Here is a 24227-nt window from a genome sequence, read left to right as displayed (position 1 = left end):
GCCCTGTCCCCGGGCCCTGTCCCCGGGCCCTGTCCCCGAGTCCTGTCCCCGAGCCCTGCCCCCGGGGCCTGTCCCCGAGCCCTGCCCCCGGGGCCGGACCCCGAGCCCTGTCCCTGGGCCCTGGCCCCGGGGCCTGTCCTCGGGCCCTGCCCCGGGGCCGGACCCCGGGCCCGTCCGGCGGGTCCGCCGCACTACCGTGGCTCCGCATGACCGACTCCGAGATCGAGATCACGGCGGACCTGGTCCGCGGCCTGCTCCAGGAGCAGCATCCGGACCTCGCGCGGCTGGCCGTCCGCGAGGTCGAGGGCGGATGGGACAACCAGCAGTGGCGCCTCGGGGACGAGTTGGCCGTCCGTATGCCGCGTACGGAACGCGCCCCGGAGCTCCAGCTCAAGGAGCGCCGGTGGCTGCCGGTCCTGGCTCCTCGCCTGCCCCTCCCCGTCCCGAACCCCGTGCGGGCCGGCGAACCGTCCGTACGCTTCCCGAAGCCCTGGACGATCATGACGTGGGTCCCCGGTGAGCCCCTGGACCGCACCTCGATCAGCCGCGGCGACCATGCGGCCGGCGCTCTGGCGGACTTCCTCCGGGCGCTCCACGTGGAGGCGCCCGCCGACGCGCCGGCCGGTTCGGACCGCGGCGGTCCTCCCCGTGCGCACACGGAGGGGTTCGACCACTTCTTCCACGCCGTCGTCCCCGACGGCATCGCCGACGAGGTCCGGGCCGTCTGGGACGATGCCGTCGCGGCCCCGGAGTGGGAGGGGCCGCCGGTATGGGTGCACGGCGACCTCCACCCCGCGAACGTCGTCGTGTCGGACGGGACGCTCTCGGGCGTGATCGACTTCGGTGACCTGTTCGCCGGTGACCCGGCGTGGGACCTCGCGGCCGCATGGGTCGTCCTCCCCGCGGGCGCCGCCCCACGGTTCTTCGACGCGTACGGGCGTGCGGACGAGGCGATGATCCGGCGCGCCCGCGGGTTGGCCGCCATCAAGAGCCTGGTCCTCATGTTCATGGGCCGGAACGGGGACCGGGGGCTTCCCGGCGGCAAGCCGACCTGGGGGCCCGCGGGCCGGACGGCACTCGACCGCGTTCTGCGTACGGGCGTGGTCTGAGCACCCCGTTCTGCGTACGGGCGTGGTCTGAGCACCCCGTTCTGCGTACGGGCGTGGTCTGGGCACCCCGTTCCGCGTACGGCCCCCGTCCTGCCGTACCGGCGTGGTGGGGGCGAGGCGCTCAGCCGGTCGCGGTGAGCTGCCGCGCGAAGCGGCGTACGGCATCGGTGAAGGCGTCCGGCGCGTCGAAGTTCGCGAGGTGTCCTGCCCGCGGGATCAGTTCGACACGGGCGTGCCGGTGCGCGCGGGCGAAGTCCGCCTCGCCGGACCGGAAGACGCTGTCCTTCTCGCCGTTGAGGATCAGCGCCGGTGCCGCCACGTGCCGCATCGCGCCCGCGTCGAAGCGGCCCAGTACCTCGCCCCAGGCGGCGGGCATGGTGTGGAAGGCGTAGCCGGAGCGGATGGTCGCCTCCACCACCTCCGGCGGATAGTGCCGCAGCAGCAACCAGTCGTTCCACCGGGTCAGGCGGTCCGCCGGTATACGCGGCACCAGTCCGGCGACCCACCGGTACGGCGTGGCCCACGGGCCGCGGGTGGAGGCGCTGGCGCCGGTGAGGACCAGTCCGCACAGCCGTTCCGGGTGGCTTCGCGCGAACTCCAGCGCTGCGTATCCGCCGAGTGAATGCCCCACGACCAGGGCCGGGCCGCGGCCGAGCGAGTCCACCGCGGAGGCGATGATCCCGGTCGCGGCGCTCAGGCTCCAGGGCTCGTCCGAGCGCGCCCCGTGGCCCGGCAGGTCGACGGCGGCCACCGGAAATTCCTCCCGGAGCGCGGCGAGCTGGCTACTCCACTGGCCCGCGCTGAAACGTGTCCCGTGCACGAAGACCATGGGCAGCGCATCCGCGGCCATGGGTGACGCGTCCGCTGTCGTCATCAGCCCCCCAGGTGATGTCGTCCTCACCCGGACTCTACCGGCGGGGCCCCGCTCGCGACTGGCTTGATGGGCAAGGGATCACGTGATGGCGCTCTTGTCCGTCGACACCGGGGCACCGGGACGTCGGGACCGTCGGGACAGCCCTTAGCAGGCGCTGCCGGCTGTCGACGGCATCAGCGGCCCGGCCGTCGCCGACCTGCGACGGCGCCAGTACGCGTACGTCAGGATGCCGACCATGGGGCCCCACAGGACCAGAGGGGCGTAGGAGGCATAGAAGTAGACGGTCTCCCAGCCGCCGGCCCTGCTCGGGAAGTTGGCCGGCAGCGGATCGCCGTTGGTCTTGGACTGGGTGACCGTGGTGATGATCGCGATGACGGTGAAGACCAGGGTCAGGATCGTCGCCCCGATCGTGGCCGGGACGACCGCGGCGGCCGTCGGTACCCGCCGCCCGCCCCATCCCGGTATCCAGCGCGGGAACACCTCGCCCCACCGGGCGACCAGCCCGACGGCCGTGAAGGCGAGGACCTCGGAGACGAGGGTGAGGAGGACGACGTAGCCGTTCATCGCCCAGTCCGCGATCGACCCGCCACGCTTGTCCGCGGTGAACAGCACGCCCAGGCGCCAGATCCCGGACGGGAGCACCACCAGCGGCACCGCGTAGGCGACCCGGCGGGCCCAGCGCGGCACCCCTGCGACGGGCTCGTGCGCCGCACGCCACGTCCGGGGCAGGCGGCCCTCGCGGCGCGGCGTGTCTGCTGCTTCGTCGGTGGTCGTGGTCGTGGTCGTGATCGTGGTCGGCCTGGCCTGGGACATCTGCGCTCCTCACGTCCACGGGCCGGATCGGCCCGTGCGCTTCGAGACTCGCAGCAGGCGAGGCCGGTAAGGATCGCTCCGCAGACCGAACCACCTCCGCCGGGCGGGCGAGCACGAATCCGGACGCTCCGCCCCGGGGATGACGGGTTACCGCGGGACGACCCGTCCGTGCGGCCAGGTTTCCAGGTTCACCGGCAGGAAAGCCGAAACGACTGGGTCGGCTGTCAGACGTCTGTACTCGATGACAGCGGACAGGGGCACCTGGGCATGACCGAGCGGCGGCTATGTACTAGAGTTATCTCGACATCGAGATATCTGCCGAGGAGCACCGCAGCCGCCGCCGGTAAGGGTTACCTAACTAATCCTTACCTTAGCGGATGGTCGGGGCAGTAGACGGCAAACGCGGCGCCGACTGCCAATGAGGCGCGGCGCGGAGATACGCGCACATTGAAGAAGGAGACTGTCGTGTCGGCGAACAGCTTCGACGCCCGCAGCACGCTGCGCGTGGGCGACGAGTCGTACGAGATCTTCAAGCTGGACAAGGTAGAGGGCTCCGCGCGCCTCCCGTACAGCCTGAAGGTCCTGCTGGAGAACCTGCTCCGTACCGAGGACGGCGCGAACATCACCGCCGATCACATCCGGGCCATCGGCGGCTGGGACTCCCAGGCGCAGCCCAGCCAGGAGATCCAGTTCACGCCGGCCCGCGTGATCATGCAGGACTTCACCGGCGTGCCGTGCGTCGTGGACCTCGCCACCATGCGTGAGGCCGTCAAGGAGCTCGGCGGGGACCCGGCGAAGATCAACCCGCTGGCCCCGGCCGAGCTGGTCATCGACCACTCCGTCATCGCCGACAAGTTCGGCACCAAGGAAGCCTTCGGCCAGAACGTCGAGCTGGAGTACGGCCGCAACAAGGAGCGCTACCAGTTCCTGCGCTGGGGCCAGACCGCCTTCGACGAGTTCAAGGTCGTCCCCCCGGGCACCGGCATCGTCCACCAGGTGAACATCGAGCACCTGGCCCGCACCGTCATGGTCCGGAACGGCCAGGCGTACCCCGACACGCTCGTGGGCACCGACTCGCACACCACCATGGTCAACGGCCTCGGCGTGCTGGGCTGGGGCGTCGGCGGCATCGAGGCCGAGGCCGCGATGCTCGGCCAGCCGGTCTCCATGCTCATCCCGCGCGTCGTCGGCTTCAAGCTGACCGGCGAGCTGCCGGCCGGCACCACCGCCACCGACCTCGTGCTGACCATCACCGAGATGCTCCGCAAGCACGGCGTCGTCGGCAAGTTCGTCGAGTTCTACGGTGAGGGCGTCGCCGCCACCTCGCTCGCCAACCGCGCCACCATCGGCAACATGTCGCCGGAGTTCGGCTCCACCGCCGCGATCTTCCCGATCGACGACGAGACGCTGAAGTACCTGCGCCTGACCGGCCGCGACGAGCAGCAGGTCGCCCTCGTCGAGGCGTACGCCAAGGAGCAGGGCCTCTGGCTGGACCCGGCCGCCGAGCCGGACTTCTCCGAGAAGCTGGAGCTCGACCTCTCCACGGTCGTCCCCTCCATCGCCGGCCCGAAGCGCCCGCAGGACCGCATCGTCCTGGCCAACGCCGCGCAGCAGTTCACCCAGGACGTGCGCAACTACGTCGCGGACGAGATGGAGGCGAGCAAGGAGTCCTTCCCGGCCTCCGACGCCCCGTCCACCACCCCGAACGGCGTTCCGTCGAAGCCGGTCACCGTCACGGCCCCCGACGGCTCGACGTACGAGATCGACCACGGCGCCGTCACCGTCGCCGCGATCACCTCCTGCACCAACACCTCGAACCCCTACGTCATGGTCGCCGCCGCGCTCGTGGCGAAGAAGGCGGTCGAGAAGGGCCTGACCCGCAAGCCGTGGGTCAAGACCACCCTCGCCCCGGGCTCGAAGGTCGTCACCGACTACTTCGACAGGGCGGGTCTGACCCCGTACCTCGACAAGGTCGGCTTCAACCTCGTCGGCTACGGCTGCACCACCTGCATCGGCAACTCCGGCCCGCTGCCGGACGAGGTCTCCAAGGCGGTCAACGAGAACGACCTCGCGGTCACCTCGGTGCTCTCCGGCAACCGTAACTTCGAGGGCCGGATCAACCCCGACGTCAAGATGAACTACCTGGCGTCCCCGCCGCTGGTCGTCGCGTACGCCATCGCCGGTTCGATGAAGGTCGACATCACCAAGGACGCCCTCGGCGTCGACCAGGACGGCAAGCCGGTCTACCTGACCGACATCTGGCCCACCGAGGCCGAGGTCAACGACGTCGTGGCGAACTCCATCGGCGAGGACATGTTCAACAAGTCCTACGCCGACGTCTTCGCGGGCGACGCCCAGTGGCAGGCGCTGGAGATCCCGACCGGCGACACCTTCGAGTGGGACTCCGAGTCCACCTACGTGCGCAAGCCCCCGTACTTCGAGGGCATGACGATGGAGACGTCCCCGGTCGAGGACATCACCGGCGCCCGGGTGCTCGCCAAGCTCGGCGACTCGGTCACCACGGACCACATCTCCCCGGCCGGCGCCATCAAGGGCGACACCCCGGCCGGCAAGTACCTCACCGAGCACGGCATCGAGCGCCGTGACTTCAACTCCTACGGCTCGCGCCGTGGCAACCACGAGGTCATGATCCGCGGCACGTTCGCCAACATCCGCCTGCGCAACCAGATCGCGCCGGGCACCGAGGGCGGCTACACCCGCGACTTCACCAAGGAAGACGGTCCGGTGTCGTTCATCTACGACGCCTCGCAGAACTACCAGGCCGCCGGCACCCCCCTCGCGATCCTCGCGGGCAAGGAGTACGGCTCCGGTTCGTCCCGCGACTGGGCCGCCAAGGGCACCGCGCTCCTCGGCGTCAAGGCCGTCATCGCCGAGTCCTACGAGCGCATCCACCGCTCGAACCTCATTGGCATGGGCGTCCTCCCGCTCCAGTTCCCCGAGGGCCAGACCGCCGAGACCCTCGGCCTCACCGGCGAGGAGACCTTCTCCTTCACCGGCGTCACCGAGCTGAACAACGGCACCACCCCGCGCACGGTCAAGGTCACCACCGACACCGGTGTGGAGTTCGACGGCGTCGTGCGCATCGACACCCCCGGCGAGGCGGACTACTACCGCAACGGCGGCATCCTGCAGTACGTGCTCCGCAGCCTGATCCGCAAGTAGGCGGGCCGGACAGAGCGGTAAGGGCCGCATCCCGGGTTGCCCCCGGGATGCGGCCCTTCCGCGTACCGTCGGGCTAACGGGCCGTCACAGCGCATGCCGATCCACTTCGGCGATCCGGCACTTGGTGCTCGCGGCCACCTCGCCGGACCCCTGGGCCCTGACCTTGACCGACGCGCCGGGGGCGACCTCCTCGGTGGTCGCGATGCCGTCGGACACCACAGCGCCGTCCGCGTTCACGAACGTGATGGACACGACGTACGCCGCCGGGCTTCCGGACCTGTTCACGATCTTCAGCTCCGCGTGCGGCCAGCCGATCAGGGAGTCGCGCGTGCACTTCGCGATCGTGACGTCCCCCTCGGCGGCCGGCCCGGGCGCGACGGGTTCCAGTGGCTCCTCGTCGTACGGTTCCTCCTCGTACGGCTCCTCGTCGTACGGTGCGGAGTAGGGCGCTTCCGACCGCTCGGGCGGCAGCGCGATGGAGTCCGAGACCGAGTCCATCAACGCGTAGACGAGCGCCACCATCACCCCCGCCACGACCAGCCCGCCGCCCACGGCGAGCGTAACGATCAGCCCCGTACGCCGCTTGCCCGGCGGCTCCGCGGGGGCCGCCCACGGCGAGGGCGGCGACGCGCCGACCGGAGCCCGGTGCTCCGGTTGCGGCTGTTCGGGCGGCGGAGGCGGGAAGTAGTCGGACATGCGGTCCCCCCACGGGAAATGGATCAGGTGAGGGACTTACGGTACGGGGCCCCACCCGCGCCATCGGCACCACCTGTACAGAAAGCGAACGGACCCCATGGGCGAGCTGATCCTCATCCGGCACGGCGAGACCGAGTGGTCCCGATCCGGACAGCACACGAGCTTCACCGACCTCCCGCTCACCGACGTCGGGGAGCGCCAGGCCCGCGCGCTCGTCCCGCTGCTGGCCGACCGGAACATCGGGCTCACCCTCGTCAGCCCGATGATCCGGGCCCGCCGCACCGCCGAACTGGCCGGACTCCCCGATCCCCGGATCACCCCCGAGCTGCGGGAGTGGGACTACGGCGGCTACGAGGGCATCACCACCCCGGCGATTCGTCGCACCCGGCCCTTCTGGAACCTGTGGACCGACGGCGTCGACCCCGGCTCCGAGGAGCACCCCGGCGAGAGCCCCGCCCAGATCGGGCAGCGGGCCGACCAGGTTCTCGCGGGCGTCCGGTCCGCCGCCGACGGAATCGGGAGCGCGGACATCGCGCTCGTCGCGCACTCGCACTTCCTGCGCGTCCTCACCGCCCGCTACCTCGGCCTGACCCCGGCCGAGGGGCGGCTCTTCCAGCTCGCCACCGGAGCCGTCTCCCGGCTCGGCACCGAACACGGCCGGCCGGTCGTCGTCGCGCTCAACGTGGCCCTGCCGGAAAGCCTCCAGCCGCGGTGAACCCCGCGCTGCCCCGGGAGCCTCCAGCCGCGGTGAACCCCGCGCTGCCCCGGGAGCCTCCAGCCGCGGTGAACCCCGCGCTGCCCGGGAGCCTCCCGCCGCGCTGAACCCGGCGTTGCCGGAAAGCCTCCCGCCGCACTGAACCCCGCCCGCCCGAGAGACTCCGACAGCCATGAACGCCGACGGCCGGCACCCCGCCCTCTGGATGCCGGCCGCCCGCACTCATCGCGTACGGGTCAGGAGAGCAGCTCCACCTCCGCGAGCGTCGCCGAACCCGTCAGCACCAGCCGGTACGCGGTGTACGAGCCCGGCTTGTCCACCGAGAACACCCGGGTCTGCTTGTCCCAGGCGAACGACTGGCCGGAGCGGCGGTCGATGTCCGTCCACTTCTCGCCGTCCGCCGACCCCTGGAGCGTCCAGCCCGTCGGGGCCTTGTCGGCCGCCGCCGAGGTCAGCGTGTACTGGACGCCCTTCGTCGCCGAGGACACCGGCAGCTCCACCTGCTCCACCGTCGCCGAGGTGGCGGAGGTGTCGTCGAAGAGCGCGCCGTCGCCCTTCAGCGCGTCGCCCTTGGGCGTCGGGACCTTGTCGTCCTTCTGGACGGAGACCGGGGCCGCGTCCTCGCCCGTGCCCCACGCCGAGGGCTTCGGGCCCATGTCGAACTCCAGCGTGCCGCCCTTGGCCAGGACGTCGTGCGGGAGCGCCGTGGAGGTCCACTTCTTGCCGTTGACCTTCACGCCCTGCACGTAGATGTTCTTGTCGCTGTTCTTCGGGGCCTTCACGGTCAGCTTGCGGCCGTTGTCCATGCGGACGGTGACCTTCTTGAAGAGCGGCGAGCCGATCGCGTACTCCCCACTGCCCATCACCAGCGGGTAGAAGCCGAGCGAGGAGAAGAGGAACCAGGCCGACTGCTCGCCGTTGTCCTCGTCGCCGTGGATGCCCTGCCCGATCTCGCTGCCGACGTACAGCCGGCCCAGCACCTCGCGGACCTTCTCCTGCGTCTTGTACGGCTGCGAGGCCGCGTTGTACATGTACGTGGCGTGGTGGGCGACCTGGTTGCTGTGCCCGTACTGGCCCATCCGCACGTCACGCGCCTCGGTCATCTCGTGGATGACGCCGCCGTAGCTGCCGACGAACTCCGGACCCGCCGTCTCCGGGGTGGAGAAGTACGTGTCCAGCTTCTTGCCGAGACCGTCGCGGCCGCCGTACAGGTTGGCCAGGCCCCGGCTGTCCTGCGGGGCGGTGAAGGCGTAGCCCCAGCCATTCGTCTCGGTGTAGTCGTAGCCCCAGACGCGGGGGTCGTAACTGCCCGAGGGCAGACGCCAGTCGCCGTTCGGCTTCTTGCCCTGGAAGAACCCGGCCTTGTCGTCGAAGAGCTTGACGTACTTCTGGGCCCGGTTCATAAAGTACTCGGACTCTTCCTTGTACCGCGCCTTCTTCGTCTTCTTGTACAGCTCCTGGCCCATGCGGGCGATGCCGAAGTCGTTGACGTAGCCCTCCAGCGACCAGGACAGGCCCTCGTGGGTGGCGGTGTCCGCGTAGCCGGTGAAGACCGAGGTCTCGAGGCCCTTGCGGCCGACGCCCGAGGACGGCGGGGCCACGGTGGCGTTCTTGAGCGCCGCGTCGTACGCCGCCTCGGCGTCGAACTTCACGCCCTTGACGTACGCGTCGGCGAACGCCACGTCCGAGCTGGTGCCGGTCATCAGGTCCGCGTAACCGGGGGAGGACCAGCGCGAGGTCCAGCCGCCGTCCTTGTAGTGCTGGACGAAGCCGTCCACCAGCTCGCCGGCCTTCTTCGGGGAAAAGAAGGAGTAGGCGGGCCACGTCGTGCGGTAGGTGTCCCAGAAGCCGTTGTTGACGTACACCTCGCCGTCGACGATCTTCGCGCCGGTCCGCGTCGGGGTGTTCTCACCGACCGCCTTGGAGAAGGGGCTGGCGTACTTGGTCTTCCCCTTCACCTTCTCGTGGCCGGAGTTCGGGTACAGGTAGAGCCGGTAGAGGCTGGAGTAGAGGGTCGTGAGCTGGTCGGCGTTGGCGCCCTCGACCTCTACCGTCCGCAGGATGTCGTCCCAGGCGCCCCGCGCCTTGCGCTGCACCCGGTCGAAGGAGGTGGACTCCGGGATCTCCATGGCCAGGTTCTGCTTCGCCTGGTCGACGCCGATCAGCGAGGTGGCCAGCCGCAGGTTGACCGTGCGGTCCTTGCCCGCGTCGAAGCGGAAGAACCCGGTGACGTCGTCGCCCCCGCCGCCCTTCAGCTTGCCGCTGTCGGTGACCGGCGCGTCGAAGACGCCGTACACGAACATCCGGGTCGCCCCGGTGGACAGGCCGCTCTTGACGTCCGAGTAGCCGGAGAAGGAGCCGGTCTTCGCATCGAGGGTGATGCCGCCGTCGTTCGTGACGTTGTCGAAGACCAGGCTCGCGTCCTTGCCCGGATAGGTGAACCGCATCCGGGCCGCGTGGTCGGTCGGCGTCATCTCGGCCTTGAGGCCGTTCTCGAACGTGACGCCGTAGTAGTGCGGCTTCGCCGTCTCGTTCTCGTGCCGGAACGGCAGCGCGCGGGCCGTCCGGGACGCGTCCGGGGTGCCGCTCGCGGCCGACGGCATCAGCTGGAAGGTCTGCCGGTCGCCCATCCAGGGGCTCGGCTCATGGCTGGCGGCGAAGGCCTGGAGCGTCGGGAGGTTGTCCGCGTTGTTGCCCCGGTGGTAGTCGTACAGCCAGCTGGTGGTGCCCGCGTTGGTGACCGGCGTCCAGAAGTTGAAGCCGTGCGGGACGGCCGTGGCCGGAATGTTGTTGCCGCGAGAGAAGCCCCCGCTGGAGTTGGTGCCGCGGGTCGTCAGCGCGTAGTCCGCCAGGTGCGCCTTGCGCTTCTCGGGCTTCTTCGGGGCGATCGTGATGTCGTCGATCCAGCCCTGGAACTTCGCCTTCCCCTTGGGGGAGTCGTACGCCACCAGGATCCGGTCGACCGTCTTGCCCGCGGCGACCGTGCCGAGACGGGCGGCGACCTTGTTCCACTGGTTGACGTAGAGGCGCTTGGCGTCCGCCTGGCCCTGCGGGGTGAGCAGCCCGCCGTGGCTGTCGGTGGCCTTCAGCTCGCTCAGGTACGTGCCGTCGGTGAAGGCCAGGTCCACCGCGACGTGGGTGGCGGGATAGTTCAGGTCCGTCTCGCCCATCTGCGGGTAGACCAGGTAGGACAGCTCGGTGTCCTTGGTGACGGCCGTGTTCACGTCGAAGATCTTGTTGTACGAGTAGGCGCGTCCCTCGGGCGTGTGGGTGCCCGCGTAACGCAGCGCCTTCTTTCCGGTGAATCCCGCGCCGGACTTCGCGGTGGGAGATCCGGAGGGGCCGCGGTCGACCTGGCTGCGCATCTCTTCGGGCACCGGCGCGGAGGTGTCACCGTTCGAGAACTGAACGTCGGCGAGCTGGAGGGCGTCCGAAGCGCCGTTGTTCGCGGTGATCTCCAGGCGGAAGTGCCGGTAGGCGGTGTCACCCGCGAAGTCGTACGTCTTCGTCTCGTGCCGCTTGGCGAATTTCTCGCCGGTGCGGGTGTCGAGGTCGGTCCACTCCTTGCCGTCCGCCGAGCCCTTGAGCGTCCAGTCCTTCGGGTCGCGCTCGGCGTGGTCGTTGGCCGAGGTGAGGGCGTACGTCACGACCTCGACGGGTGCGTCCAGATCGAACTCGACCCAGCCGGTGGGCTTGAACGTCAGCCACTTGGAGCCCGGCTCGACGTCGACGAGGTTCTCCTTGACCTCCCCGCCGGCGGTGTTCTCGGCGCTCGCGCGAAGCTCCGTCACCCGGTCGGTGACATTGCCCGGTATGCCGGACGAGAAGCCCCCGTCGACGCCCGAGGAGCGCTTCTCGCCGTCGGGGCCCTCCTCGACGGTGCTGCGCCAGTCCGGCTGCTTCTCGTCCGCCTCGAAGGAGGTGCTGAAGGTGCGGTCGCCGGACGGCTTCCGGTCCGGCGAGGAGGGCTGGGCGGTGGCGACCGCGGGGGCGATCACCACCAGGGCGAGGGAGGCCGCCAGGGCGGCTGCTGTGGGGGTCCGTCTCCGGCGGTGAGCCGGGCGGGGGACCGCGTGAGGGGCCTTGTCTGATCCGTGATCGATGCCGCGTGGTGGCTGCATGCCGAGCCGTTCCTCCCCGGGAAAATGCATGGACAACGTTGTCATAGCGGGATGCAAGGTCCAGTAGGGATCCAAGTGGCGGGACGTGTCAAGGGTGTTGCCGCGGGGGCCGTCGGCGAATCGGCCGGAATGGGGAAATAGCCGCCGCGGGAGGAGGGCGCGGGGTGCCGAGGTGTCCGTGAGGTCTCAACTCGGGAAAGACTGCCGCCCAAACCTGCGTTCGATCTTGCTCAGTTGGCGACAAGTGGACTATACCTGTCGGCACCTGCACGGCCGCTTTCACGCGGACGTGCGCGCGGGGGAAACAGGGACGGTTGCGAGGACGCCAGAGGTGTCCTCGCTGTACGGTCTTCCGGCATCCCCACTGCACCGGCCTGTCCGGTACATCTGCATATCCGCATGACCCAAGCGCAACTGACCGCGGTGGCGGGGCCCTTCGCCTGAGGCGAATTTCGACGGGTGACCGGTACACCGCCTGAGTCCTGGAGAAGGCGAGGACTTGAGCATGGGATCCACCTCCGCCCACAACAATGAGGGCCTTGGCCGTCGCGATCTGATCAAGCGTTCTGCCGCACTCGGCCTGATCGCTGTTCCGACGATGAGCTTCCTGTCCGCCTGCGCGAGCGGCGACAGCAGCAGCGACGACAAGGTCGAAAAGGGCGAAAAGACCGAGAAGAACCCGCTGGCCGTCAACGGCAGCGCACCGCTGGAGATCGTCATCTTCGACGGTGGCTTCGGCACCAAGTACGCCGAGGACGCCAAGGCCGTCTACGAGAAGACCTATCCCGAAGCGAAGGTCAAGTTCTCCGCGACGCAGAAGATCCAGTCGGTTCTTCAGCCGCGGTTCAACGGTGGTACCCCGCCGGACCTGATCGACAACTCCGGTGCCCAGCAGATGGACATGGGCGTGCTGGTCGGCAAGAAGCAGCTCACCGACCTGACCCCGCTGCTCGACGCCCCCTCCATCGACGACCCCGCCAAGAAGGTCCGCGACACCCTGCGGCCGGGCATCGTCGAGATGGGCCAGTTCGACGGCGACCCGGTCTGGATCATGTACTACGCGTACACGGTCTACGGCGTCTGGTACTCGCAGACCGCGCTGGAGAAGCTCGACGCCACGTACCCGGAGACCTGGGACGAGATGCTCGCGCTCTGCAAGAAGGCGAAGAAGCAGGGCATCGCCGGCTGGACCTACCCCGGCAAGCACCCCTACTACATCCCCTTCTCGCTGTACCCCTTCATCGGCAAGATCGGCGGCGTCGAGGTCCTCGACGCGATCGACAACCTGGAGCCGAAGGCCTGGGAGCACCCCGCGGTCAAGGCGGCCTTCGAGGCGTACTACGAGCTCGTCGCCAACGACTACATCCTCGATGGCACCCCGGGCCTGGACCACCGCGGTTCCCAGGGCGCGTGGGCCCGCGGCAAGGCGCTGTTCATCCCGAACGGCTCCTGGGTCGAGAACGAGGAAGCGGCCATCATCCCCAAGGACTTCAAACTGTCCGTGGGCGCTCCCTCCAGCCTCGACTCCTCGGACAAGCTGCCCTTCGGCACCCTCTGGGCGTCCGGCGGCGAGCCGTTCATCGTCCCCAGCAAGGCGAAGAACCCCGAGGGCGGCATGGAGCAGCTGCGCATCATGCTCAGCGAGGCCTCCTCCAAGTCCTTCACCACCAGCACCAAGTCGCTCTCCGCCTTCAACGGCGGCACGGACGGCATCGAGCTGTCCGACGGCCTGAAGTCCGGTGTCGCCGCACTGGAGAAGGCCGGCACCAACGTGGTCAACCCGCGCCTGCAGGACTGGTACGTGAAGCTCCAGAAGGAGCAGATCGGCGTCGCCGCGATCGGCGAGATGATGGCCGGCCGCGCCAAGCCGGCCGAGACCATCAAGAAGATCCAGGCCTTCGCCGACGCGACCGCCAAGGACCAGTCCATCAAGCACTTCAAGCACCAGTGACCACGCGTCACCAGCGGCGGGCAGCACGGGAAGGTCGGAGTCGGTAACGATGCAACACGGTAAATACCGGTTCATAGTCGGGTTCTTGGTGGTCCCGATGGCGTTGTACGTCATCTTCGTCATCTGGCCCTTCATCCAGTCCATCTACTACTCGTTCACGGACTGGACGGGGCTGAGCCCCGACTTCAAGATGGTCGGGTTCGACAACTACACCAAGATGCTCGACGACGACATCTTCTGGAAATCGCTGCAGCACAGCGTGCTGCTGGCCATTCTGCTTCCGCTGGTGACGCTGGGGCTCGCACTCTTCTTCGCCTTCATGCTCAACGTGGGCGGGCGGCGCCGCAAGGGCGCCGCCATCACCGGCGTGCGGGGCTCCGGCTTCTACAAGATCGCGTACTTCTTCCCGCAGGTGCTCTCGATCGCGATCGTGGCCATCCTGTTCCAGTTCGCCTTCGACCCGGCCCAGGGCATGATCAACGGCACGCTCAAGGCCGTGGGGTTCGACGACGTGCCGAACTGGCTGGGCGATCCGCAACTGGCGCTGTGGGTCATCATGGCGGTCCTCGTCTGGTGCACGACCGGCTTCTTCGTGGTGCTGTTCTCCGCGGGCATGGCCTCCATCCCCAAGGACTTCTACGAAGCCGCCCTGCTCGACGGGGCGAGCCGCTTCACGACCTTCTTCCGGATCACGCTGCCCCTGCTGTGGGACACGGTCCAGTCCGGCTGGGTCTACATGGGCATCCTGGCGCTCGGAGCCGAGGGCTTCGCGATCGTCCACATCATGAGCGTCGGTCCCGGCGGGCCCGACTACTCGACCACCGTCCTGCCGCTGTACGTGTACCAGTCGGCGTTCCGTGACGGACAGGCGGGCTACGCGACCACGATCGGTGTCGCCCTGCTCCTCGTGACGCTGGCGTTCGCCACCATCGTCATGCGGGTGGGCCGGCGCGAGCGGCTGGAGTTCTGATGAAGACCACTGACACCCCTCCCCCCGGGCCCTCCGGGTCCCCCTCCGACGCCGAAGTGGCGAAGGTTCCGGCCCAGCGCACCGGGCCGGTGGGCAAGGGCCCGTCGGCCCCCGCGAAGAAGAGCGAGGGCCAGGTCCTCAACGTCTTCTCGCACGGGATGCTGATCCTGTGGGCGATCATGGTCGTCCTGCCGCTGTTCTGGGCGGTGATGTCCTCGTTCAAGAGTGACTCGGACATCTTCAACACCCCGTGGTCGCTGCCCAGTTCGCTGAACTTCGACAGCTGGGGCCGGGCCTGGAGCCAGGCCCACATGAGCGAGTACTTCCTGAACACCATCCTGGTGGTGGGCGGGTCGCTCACGGGCACCCTGGTCCTCGGGTCCATGGCCGCCTATGTGCTCGCCCGCTTCGAGTTCCCGGGCAACCGGTTCATTTACTTCTTGTTCGTCGGCGGCATGAGCTTCCCGATCATGCTGGCGCTGGTCCCGTTGTTCTACGTCATGGACAACATGGGGCTGCTGAACACGATCCACGGCCTGATCCTCGTGTACATCGCGTACTCGCTGCCGTTCACCGTGTTCTTCCTGACCTCGTTCTTCCGTACGCTGCCGACCTCGGTGGCGGAGGCGTCGATCATCGACGGGGCCTCGCACACCCGCACGTTCTTCCAGGTCATGCTGCCGATGGCCAAGCCCGGCCTGATCAGCGTCGGCATCTTCAACTTCCTGGGGCAGTGGAACCAGTACATGCTGCCCACGGTGCTGAACACCGACCCGGACAAGCGGGTGCTGGCCCAGGGCCTGGTGGAGCTGGCCTCCAGCCAGGGCTACAAGGGCGACTACTCCGGCCTCTTCGCCGGTCTGGTGATCGCGATGCTGCCCGTGCTGGCGGCGTACATCATCTTCCAGCGGCAGGTCGTCTCCGGTCTGACGGCGGGCGCCCTGAAGTAGCCCGCGACGCGCGTTAGGCCCGGTGCCCCGGCGGTATACCTCCGCCGGGGCACCGGGCCGTTGTGGGTGTGCGCGTGCTCAGGTCTTGACGGGAGGCACCCCCGAACGGTCAGCTTAGAGTTCACATGTTGGAGGAAGCCGGGGTCTCATCGCTGCGGCCCCGGCCGGGGCGGTCCCAGGACCGCCCGCCAAGGGCAGGAGTGGATGAGTCGATGGAGACTCCCGGGTCGCAGACATCGCTGCACAGGGCCAATCTGGAGCGGGTCGTACGCGCCGTACGGATGGCGGGATCGCTCACCCAGGCGGAGATCGCCCGGAGCACCGGGCTCTCCGCGGCCACCGTCTCCAATATCGTCCGGGAGCTGAAGGACGGCGGAACGGTCGAGGTCACTCCCACCTCGGCGGGCGGCCGGCGGGCCCGCAGCGTCTCGCTCAGCGGCGACGCGGGCATCGTCATCGGCGTCGACTTCGGCCATACGCACCTGCGCGTCGCCGTCGGCAACCTCGCCCACCAGGTGCTCGCCGAGGAGTCCGAGCCGCTGGACGTCGACGCCTCGTCCGCCGAGGGCTTCGACCGGGCGGAAGTGCTGGTCAAGCGGCTGATCGAGGCCACGGGGATCGGCCCGGACAAGGTGATCGGCATCGGTCTCGGCGTGCCGGGCCCCATCGACGTCGAGTCCGGCACCCTGGGCTCCACCTCGATCCTGCCGGGCTGGACGGGCATCAACCCCAGCGAGGAGCTCTCCGGCCGCCTCGGCGTGCCCGTGTACGTCGACAACGACGCCAATCTCGGGGCGCTGGGCGAGCTGGTCTGGGGGAGCGGGCGGGGCGTCAAGGACCTCGCGTACATCAAGGTGGCCAGCGGCGTCGGCGCCGGTCTGGTGATCGACGGGACCATCTACCGGGGCCCCGGCGGCACGGCCGGCGAGATCGGGCACATCACGCTCGACGAGTCGGGCCCGGTGTGCCGCTGCGGCAACCGCGGCTGCCTGGAGACCTTCACGGCCGCCCGCTACGTCCTGCCGCTGCTCCAGCCCAGCCACGGCCCCGGGCTCACCATGGAACGGGTGGTCCAGCTGGCCCGGGAGGGCGATCCGGGGTGCCGCCGGGTGATCGGCGACGTGGGCCGCCACATAGGCAGCGGCGTGGCCAACCTGTGCAATCTGCTCAACCCCAGCCGTGTCGTGCTCGGCGGCTCGCTGGCGGAGGCCGGGGAGCTGGTCCTCGGACCCATACGGGACTCCGTGTCGCGTTACGCGATCCCCAGCGCAGCCCGGCAGCTCTCGGTGCTGCCCGGCGCGCTCGGCGGACGCGCCGAGGTCCTGGGCGCACTCGCCCTGGTCCTCAGCGAGATGGGGGATTCAACCCTTTTGGAGAGCAACCTCCCCGCGGCGACTCCTGCCTTCACTTAGATAACGAATGGCACCGTTGTCATCTCGTTAAGGATTTACTCCTTGACGCTGGCGCTGGGGCCGAGTTGACTTCCAGCCACCTCGGCCGCAACGTCGCGGCCTCGTCAGGGAGGTTCGAGAATGAACACGCGTATGCGTCGTGCCGCCGTTGCCGTTGCCGCCACCACGATGGCGGTCTCGCTGGCCGCTTGCGGGAGCGCCAAGGAGTCCGGTGACAAGGCCGAACAGGGCTCGGAGAAGAAGGGCGACGACCTGAAGATAGGTCTGCTCCTCCCCGAGAACCAGACGGCCCGTTACGAGAAGTTCGACCGGCCGATCATCGAGAAGAAGATCAGCGAGTTGACCGACGGCAAGGCCGAGGTCACCTACAACAACGCCAAGCAGGACGCGACCACCCAGTCGCAGCAGATCGACACGATGATCACCAACAAGGTCGACGCGCTCATCATCGGCGCGGTGGACGCCAAGGCGATCGAGAACAGCGTCAAGAAGGCCAAGGACGCGGGCATCCCGGTCGTCGCCTTCGACCGCCTCGCCGAGGGTCCCATCGACGCCTACACCTCCTTCGACAACGAAGAGGTCGGCCGCGTGCAGGGCACCGCCCTGCTGGAGGCCCTGGGCGACAAGGCCGACGGCGGCACGATCGTGATGATGAACGGCTCGATCACCGACCCCAACGCCGCCCTCTTCAAGTCGGGCGCCAAGTCGGTCCTCGACGGCAAGGTGAAGTACGGCAAGGAGTACGACACCAAGGAGTGGAAGCCGGAGAACGCCAACGCCAACATGGAAGCGGCGATCACCGCGCTCGGCAAGGACAAGATCGACGGCGTCTACTCCGCCAACGACGGCATGGCGGGCGGCATCATCACCGCCCTCAAGGGCGCCGGCCTCTCGCCGCTCCCGCCGGTCACCGGCCAGGACGCCGAGCTGGCGGGCGTGCAGCGCATCGTCACCGGTGAGCAGTTCATGAGCGTCTACAAGTCCTACCCCGCCGAGGGCATCGTCGCCGCGGAGATGGCCGTCGCCCTCGCCAAGGGCGAGAAGCTCGACTCCATCGCCACCTCCAAGGTCGACAACGCCAGCCAGAAGGGCATCCCGACGGTCCTCGTCCCGGTCGTCTCGCTGACCAAGGACAACATCAAGGACACCGTCATCAAGGACGGCATCTGGACGCTGGACGAGATCTGCTCGGCCAAGTACAAGGCAGCCTGCGACAAGATCGGTCTCAAGTAGCCTCCCGGGACCCGGGCCTCCCCCGAGCCCACGGGTCCCGCCCGCCGCGACGCCCGCCGCGATTCCCGCGCGGGCGCCGGCGGCCCCACCGCCCGCGCACGTGCCCGCCGCACCCCGGCCCGCACGCGCGCCAGGAAGCCTGTCCGGCGCCCCGCACACCAACCGTCCCGCTACCGGGCGGGGCGTCGGACGGAACGCTTCACCCTGTTTTCTCTCTCTGTGCTCGACACCGCCGCGCCTTCCCCCGGGCGCGGCATCCCCGCCGGTCAGGCGGCGAAGGAGATGGTTCATGTGTCCGCTACGCCCGTGTTGGCGTTGCGAGGGGTCTCCAAGCGCTTCGGTGCCGTACAGGTACTCACCGATGTAGAGCTTGAGGTCCACGCCGGTGAGGTGGTCGCCCTGGTGGGCGACAACGGCGCCGGTAAATCAACGCTGGTCAAGACGATCGCCGGAGTGCACCCCATCGATGACGGCGTCATCGAGTGGGAGGGCAGGGCCGTGCGGATCGACAAGCCGCACGACGCCCAGAACCTCGGCGTCGCGACCGTCTACCAAGACCTCGCGCTGTGCGACAACATCGATGTCGTCGGCAACCTCTACCTCGGCCGGGAGCTGCGCAGGTTCGGCATCCTGGACGAGGTCGAGATGGAGCGCCGCTCCCGAGAGCTGCTGTCCAGGCTCTCCATCCGCATCCCGAGCGTCCGCATCCCGATCGCCTCGCTCTCCGGCGGCCAGCGCCAGACCGTGGCCATCGCCCGGTCGATGCTCGGTGAGCCCCGGCTCGTCATCCTCGACGAGCCGACCGCCGCCCTCGGCGTCGAGCAGACCGCCCAGGTCCTCGACCTCGTCGAGCGGCTGCGCGAGCGCGGCCACGCGGTCATCCTCATCAGCCACAACATGGCCGATGTGAAGGCCGTCGCCGACAAGGTCGCCGTGCTCCGGCTGGGCCGGAACAACGGTGTCTTCGATGTGAAGACCACCTCCCAGGAAGAGATCATCTCCGCCATCACCGGCGCCACGGAAAACGCCGTGACCCGACGTGCGGCGCGCAACGCGGAGGTTTCCAAGTGACCACCGACAAGTCCGCCACCTCGCTGGACAAGGCCGGCACCCCGGCCGACGCGCCGCCGGTCGGCAATCCGGACGCGGCCGAGGGCGCCGCCACGGTGATCGACCCCCGCCTGCTCGTCCGCGAGCAGGGCCTCGGCGGCTACGTCACCGAGTTCAAGCGCAAGATCAGCGGTGGCGACCTGGGCTCGATCCCGGTGATCGTCGGCCTCGCGATCATCGCCATCGTCTTCCAGAGCATGAACTCCGAGTTCCTCTCCGCGAAGAACATCAGCGACATCGCCACCACGATGGTCGCCACCGGCATGATGGCCGTGGGCATCATCTTCGTCCTGCTGCTCGGCGAGATCGACCTCTCGGTCGGCTCCGTCTCCGGTGTCTCCGGCGCCCTCGTCGCGGTGCTCAGCGTCAGCCAGGGCATGAACGAATGGCTGGCGATCCTCGTCGCCATCGTCAGCGGCGCGGTGATGGGCGCGATCCACGGCTTCTTCTTCGCCCGGGTCGGGGCGCCCGCCTTCGCCGTCACCCTGGCCGGCCTGCTGTTCTGGCTCGGCTTCATGCTCCAGCTGCTCGGCGACTCCGGCACGATCAACCTGGACGGCGACGGGGTGGTCGGCAAGCTGACCACGTACTACTTCACCGATGTCGCCGCCGCCTACGGGCTGGCCGCCATCGCGGTCATCGGCTACTTCGCCGCGGCCTTCCTGGACACCCGCCGCCGCGAGGCGGCCGGCATCCCGGCCCGCCCGCTCGCCGACATCGTCGTGCGCACCGCGGTCATCGGCGTGTTCGGCTTCGCCGCCGCGTACATGTTCAACCAGTACCGCGGCCTGCCGCTCGCGCTGGTCCTCTTCCTGATCGTTCTGGTCGGCACCGACTTCGTGCTGCGCCGCACGGCCTACGGGCGGAAGATCTTCGCGCTCGGCGGCAGCGTCGAGGCCTCCCGGCGCGCCGGCATCAACGTCACCGCGATCCGCGTCTCCGTCTTCTCCATCGCGGGGACCTTCGCGGCGATCGGCGGCCTGTTCTGGGCCTCCAAGATCGCGGCGGCCAACCAGGGCTCCGGCACCGGCGACCTCCTGATGAACGTCATCGCGGCCGCCGTCATCGGCGGCACCAGCCTCTTCGGCGGCCGGGGACGCACCTGGAACGCGCTGCTCGGCGTCATGGTGATCGTCTCCATCCAGTACGGCCTGTCGCTGGAGGGCATCGCCACCCCGATCCAGTACATGGTCACGGGGGCCGTGCTTCTCGCCACGGTCGTCATCGACTCCGTCACCCGGAGGACCCAGAAGACCGCGGGCCGCGCCTGACCGCACAACCGCGCAGGTGCCCGGTGCCCCCAAGGGCTCCGGGCACCTGCGCGTTTCCGGCATTCCGGACGCGAAGAGGGCCGCCCGATGCCCGCCGCCGCGAGCGGAACATTAGACTCATCGGATCGGCACGCTCGATCAGCTCAAACGCAAGGAGGCACGGGTGGATCTGCTGACCCGCATCAAGGGACCGCGCGACCTGGACCGGCTCAGCCTCGGTGAGCTGGACCAGCTCGCGGAGGAGATCCGTACCTTCCTCGTGGACGCGGTGTCCAAGACCGGCGGACACCTCGGCCCCAACCTGGGCGTCGTCGAGCTCACCATCGCCCTGCACCGGGTCTTCGAGTCGCCCCGGGACAGGGTGCTCTGGGACACCGGCCACCAGAGCTACGTGCACAAGCTGCTCACCGGCCGCCAGGACTTCTCCCGGCTCAAGAGCAAGGGCGGCCTCTCCGGCTACCCCTCCCGCGCCGAGTCCGACCACGACGTCATCGAGAACAGCCACGCCTCCGGGGTCCTCGGCTGGGCCGACGGCCTCGCCAAGGCCAACGAGGTCCTGAAGAAGGACGACCACGTCGTCGCGGTCATCGGTGACGGCGCCCTCACCGGCGGTATGGCCTGGGAGGCGCTGAACAACATCGCCGCCGCCAAGGACCGCCCCCTCGTCATCGTCGTCAACGACAACGAGCGCTCCTACGCCCCGACCATCGGCGGCCTGGCCAACCACCTCGCCACCCTCCGTACGACCGACGGCTACGAACGGTTCCTGGCCCGCGGCAAGGACATCCTGGAGCGCACGCCCGTCGTCGGCCGCCCGCTGTACGAGACCCTGCACGGCGCCAAGAAGGGCCTCAAGGACTTCATCGCCCCGCAGGGCATGTTCGAGGACCTCGGCCTGAAGTACGTCGGCCCGATCGACGGCCACGACATCGAGGCCCTGGAATCCGCGCTCCAGCGCGCCAAGCGCTTCCGCGGCCCGGTCATCGTGCACTGCCTCACCGAGAAGGGCCGCGGCTACACCCCCGCCCTCCAGGACGAGGCCGACCGCTTCCACGCGGTGGGCAAGATCCACCCGGACACCGGCCTGCCGATCGCCACCTCCGGCCTCGACTGGACCTCGGTCTTCGGCGAGGAGATGGTCAAGCTCGGCGAGGAGCGCGAGGACATCGTCGCCATCACCGCGGCCATGCTCCAGCCGGTCGGCCTCGGCAAGTTCGAGGCAGCCTTCCCGGACCGGATCTACGACGTCGGCATCGCCGAGCAGCATGGCGCGGCCTCCGCGGCCGGCCTCGCCACCGGCGGACTCCACCCGGTCTTCGCGGTCTACGCCACCTTCCTCAACCGCGCCTTCGACCAGGTCCTGATGGACGTCGCCCTGCACAAGTGCGGCGTGACCTTCGTCCTGGACCGGGCCGGCATCACCGGCACGGACGGCGCCTCGCACAACGGCATGTGGGACATGTCGATCCTCCAGTGCGTGCCCACCCTCCGGATCGCCGCCCCGCGCGACGCCGACCAGGTCCGCGCCCAGCTGCGCGAGGCCGTCGCCGTCGACGACGCGCCCACCGTGGTCCGCTTCTCCAAGGGCGCGGTCGGCCCCGCCGTCAAGGCGGTCGGCAGGGTCGGCGGCATGGACGTCCTGCGCGAGCCGAAGGCCGCACGCCCGGACGTCCTGATCGTCTCCGTCGGCGCGCTCGCCCCGATGTGCCTGGAGATCGCCGACCTGCTGGACGCCCAGGGCATCTCCAGCACCGTCGTCGACCCCCGCTGGGTCAAGCCGGTCGACGAGGCGCTGGCCCCGCTCGCCGAGCGCCACCGCGTCGTCGTCACGGTCGAGGACAACAGCCGTGCCGGAGGCGTCGGCTCCGCCGTGGCCCAGGCCCTGCGCGACGCCGGCGTCGACGTACCGCTGCGCGACTTCGGCATCCCGCCGGTCTTCCTCGACCACGCCTCGCGCGGCGAGGTCATGGCCGAGATCGGCCTGACCGCGCCGGACATCGCCCGGCAGGTCACCGGTCTGGTCGCCAAGCTCGACGGCCGCTTCGAGAGCCGCGCGGTGGAGCCCGCCCGCGACTGACGCAGCCACCTCCGCACGGCCGACGGGCCGGGAGAACCACCCCTGTACGGGTGGTTCTCCCGGCCCATTCGCATGAAACGGGCCAGATGGCGCGTTCGCGTCCGGCAGGGTCCCCATCATGGCGTTCACAACGAATGCGTGGAGGTATCGCAGGTGAGCGCGCAGGTCACACCACCCCGCGGAAACGGCATGTTCCGCACCAAGTCCGTCGAACAGTCGATCCTGGACACCGAGGAGCCGGAACACGCGCTCAAGAAGTCCCTCTCCGCCCTGGACCTCACGGTCTTCGGCGTCGGCGTCATCATCGGCACCGGCATCTTCGTCCTCACCGGACAGGTCGCCAAGGAGACGGCGGGCCCCGCCACCGCCATCGCGTTCGCCGCGGCGGGCGTGGTGTGCGCGCTGGCCGCGCTCTGCTACGCCGAGTTCGCCTCCACCGTCCCGGTGGCCGGCTCCGCCTACACCTTCGCCTACGCCGCGCTGGGCGAACTGGTGGCCTGGATCATCGGCTGGGACCTGGTGCTGGAGTTCGCGCTGGGCACCGCGGTGGTCGCCGTCGGCTGGTCGGGCTACGTCCGCTCACTGATGGACAACGTCGACTGGACGATGCCCGAAGTCCTTTCGGGGACGGACGTGGCGGAAGGATTCGGCTTCGACATTCTGGCCTTCGCCCTGGTGCTGGTCCTGACCGCCATCCTGGTCGTCGGCATGAAGCTGTCCGCCCGGGTCACCTCGGTCGTGGTGGCGATCAAGGTCGCGGTGGTCCTCATGGTGATCATCGCGGGAGCTTTCTTCATCAAGGCCGAGAACTACAAGCCCTTCATCCCGCCGGCCGAGAAACAGCCCGCCGGCTCGGGCTGGGACGCCCCGCTCGTGCAGCTGCTGTTCGGCTACGAACCCACGAACTTCGGCATCATGGGCATCTTCACCGCCGCCTCCATCGTCTTCTTCGCCTTCATCGGCTTCGACGTGGTGGCCACCGCCGCCGAGGAGACCAAGCTGCCCCAGCGCGACATGCCGCGCGGCATCATCGGCTCGCTCATCATCTGCACGGTGCTCTACGTGGCGGTGTCGATCGTGGTCACCGGTATGCAGAACTACCGCGAACTCTCCGTCAGCGCCCCGCTCGCCGACGCCTTCAAGGCCACCGGGCACCCCTTCTACGCCGGACTGATCAGCTTCGGCGCGGCGGTCGGGCTCACCACGGTCTGCATGATCCTGCTGCTCGGCCAGACCCGGGTCTTCTTCGCGATGAGCCGCGACGGCCTGCTCCCGCGCTTCTTCTCCAAGACGCACCCGCGCTTCCGCACGCCCTACCGCCCGACGATCCTGCTCGGCGTGCTGATCGCGATCATCGCCGGGTTCACGAGCATCGAGGAGCTGGCCACCCTGGTGAACATCGGCACGCTCTTCGCGTTCGTCATCGTCGCCCTCGGCGTCCTGGTCCTGCGCCGCACCCAGCCGAACCTGCCCCGCGCGTTCCGTACCCCGTGGGTGCCGGTGCTCCCGATCGCCTCGGTGGCCGCGTCGGTCTGGCTGATGCTCAACCTGCCGGTGGAGACCTGGGTCCGCTTCGGCGCCTGGATGGTCCTCGGGGTGATCATCTACTTCGTGTACGGGCGCTCCCACAGCCGCATGGGCGCGTCCCGTACGTGAGGTGGGGAGGGCGCACGACCGCTGCGTCCACGATGGTCGAACGGGGATTCTATGATGGGTAGGTCAGACCTTTCCCTTCCGGCGAC

At 69.2% G+C, this 24227-nt stretch carries 16 protein-coding genes; 12 read left to right on the top strand and 4 right to left on the bottom strand.

From position 1 onward, the window contains the following. The first annotated feature begins 206 nt into the window (after positions 1 to 206). A complete protein-coding gene (locus N7925_RS06565) occupies positions 207 to 1109 on the top strand; it encodes an aminoglycoside phosphotransferase family protein (protein ID WP_274343332.1) in 903 nt (300 codons plus the stop codon). A gap of 121 nt (positions 1110 to 1230) precedes the next feature. Here N7925_RS06565 and N7925_RS06560 read toward each other — a convergent pair whose 3' ends face one another. Together N7925_RS06560 and N7925_RS06555 are read right to left on the bottom strand one after the other, a co-directional pair. Then, a complete protein-coding gene (locus tag N7925_RS06560) occupies positions 1231 to 1983 on the bottom strand; it encodes an alpha/beta fold hydrolase (RefSeq protein WP_274343331.1) in 753 nt (250 codons plus the stop codon). 144 nt (positions 1984 to 2127) lie between these two features. After that, positions 2128 to 2670 carry a hypothetical protein gene (locus N7925_RS06555; protein WP_265603769.1) on the bottom strand — a complete coding sequence of 181 codons (543 nt, stop codon included), beginning with the start codon at positions 2668 to 2670 and terminating at the stop codon, positions 2128 to 2130. A 591-nt stretch (positions 2671 to 3261) separates the two neighbouring features. On the opposite strand from N7925_RS06555, the gene acnA reads away from it, so the two are divergent. After that, positions 3262 to 5979: an aconitate hydratase AcnA gene (acnA, locus tag N7925_RS06550; RefSeq protein WP_274343330.1), complete on the top strand. Its 2718-nt coding sequence runs from the start codon at positions 3262 to 3264 to the stop codon at positions 5977 to 5979. An 84-nt stretch (positions 5980 to 6063) separates the two neighbouring features. Here acnA and N7925_RS06545 read toward each other — a convergent pair whose 3' ends face one another. After that, entirely contained in the window at positions 6064 to 6675 is a 612-nt protein-coding gene (locus N7925_RS06545; RefSeq protein ID WP_274343329.1) for an FxLYD domain-containing protein, read from the bottom strand. Between the two features lie 97 nt (positions 6676 to 6772). Here N7925_RS06545 and N7925_RS06540 point away from each other — a divergent pair, with 97 nt between their 5' ends. Beyond that, positions 6773 to 7390: a histidine phosphatase family protein gene (locus N7925_RS06540; RefSeq protein WP_265598556.1), complete on the top strand. Its 618-nt coding sequence runs from the start codon at positions 6773 to 6775 to the stop codon at positions 7388 to 7390. Between the two features lie 236 nt (positions 7391 to 7626). Here N7925_RS06540 and N7925_RS06535 read toward each other — a convergent pair whose 3' ends face one another. Continuing rightward, positions 7627 to 11511: a GH92 family glycosyl hydrolase gene (locus N7925_RS06535; protein WP_274343328.1), complete on the bottom strand. Its 3885-nt coding sequence runs from the start codon at positions 11509 to 11511 to the stop codon at positions 7627 to 7629. 505 nt (positions 11512 to 12016) lie between these two features. Between N7925_RS06535 and ngcE the strand changes: the two genes are divergently transcribed. The 9 genes from ngcE to N7925_RS06490 all read left to right on the top strand — a co-directional run bounded on the left by ngcE (position 12017) and on the right by N7925_RS06490 (position 24141). Then, positions 12017 to 13462: an N-acetylglucosamine/diacetylchitobiose ABC transporter substrate-binding protein gene (gene ngcE, locus N7925_RS06530; RefSeq protein ID WP_274343327.1), complete on the top strand. Its 1446-nt coding sequence runs from the start codon at positions 12017 to 12019 to the stop codon at positions 13460 to 13462. 49 nt (positions 13463 to 13511) lie between these two features. Continuing rightward, positions 13512 to 14432, top strand: a complete 921-nt coding sequence (locus N7925_RS06525; RefSeq protein WP_265598553.1) for a carbohydrate ABC transporter permease — start codon at positions 13512 to 13514, stop codon at positions 14430 to 14432. Next, positions 14432 to 15382 carry a carbohydrate ABC transporter permease gene (locus N7925_RS06520; protein ID WP_265598552.1) on the top strand — a complete coding sequence of 317 codons (951 nt, stop codon included), beginning with the start codon at positions 14432 to 14434 and terminating at the stop codon, positions 15380 to 15382. Before N7925_RS06525 ends, N7925_RS06520 begins: the two co-directional genes overlap by 1 nt. Positions 15383 to 15594: 212 nt before the next feature. Further along, on the top strand, positions 15595 to 16794 hold the full coding sequence (locus N7925_RS06515) for an ROK family transcriptional regulator (protein WP_265598551.1): 1200 nt from the start codon (positions 15595 to 15597) through the stop codon (positions 16792 to 16794). Between the two features lie 120 nt (positions 16795 to 16914). Next, on the top strand, positions 16915 to 18027 hold the full coding sequence (locus N7925_RS06510; protein WP_265598550.1) for a sugar ABC transporter substrate-binding protein: 1113 nt from the start codon (positions 16915 to 16917) through the stop codon (positions 18025 to 18027). Positions 18028 to 18309: 282 nt separating this feature from the next. Continuing rightward, entirely contained in the window at positions 18310 to 19098 is a 789-nt protein-coding gene (locus N7925_RS06505; RefSeq protein WP_265603768.1) for an ATP-binding cassette domain-containing protein, read from the top strand. Then, positions 19095 to 20408, top strand: a complete 1314-nt coding sequence (locus N7925_RS06500) for a sugar ABC transporter permease (RefSeq protein WP_274343326.1) — start codon at positions 19095 to 19097, stop codon at positions 20406 to 20408. Before N7925_RS06505 ends, N7925_RS06500 begins: the two co-directional genes overlap by 4 nt. A 163-nt stretch (positions 20409 to 20571) precedes the next feature. Then, a complete protein-coding gene (dxs, locus tag N7925_RS06495; protein ID WP_265598548.1) occupies positions 20572 to 22485 on the top strand; it encodes a 1-deoxy-D-xylulose-5-phosphate synthase in 1914 nt (637 codons plus the stop codon). A 189-nt stretch (positions 22486 to 22674) separates the two neighbouring features. Next, positions 22675 to 24141 (top strand): amino acid permease, encoded by a 1467-nt coding sequence (locus N7925_RS06490; RefSeq protein ID WP_265603767.1) that lies wholly within the window; start codon positions 22675 to 22677, stop codon positions 24139 to 24141. The last annotated feature ends 86 nt before the right edge of the window (positions 24142 to 24227 follow it).

This window comes from Streptomyces sp. CA-278952 (genome assembly GCF_028747205.1).
Classification (GTDB): Bacteria; Actinomycetota; Actinomycetes; order Streptomycetales; family Streptomycetaceae; genus Streptomyces.
This window is presented reverse-complemented; position numbering and strand designations above follow the sequence as displayed.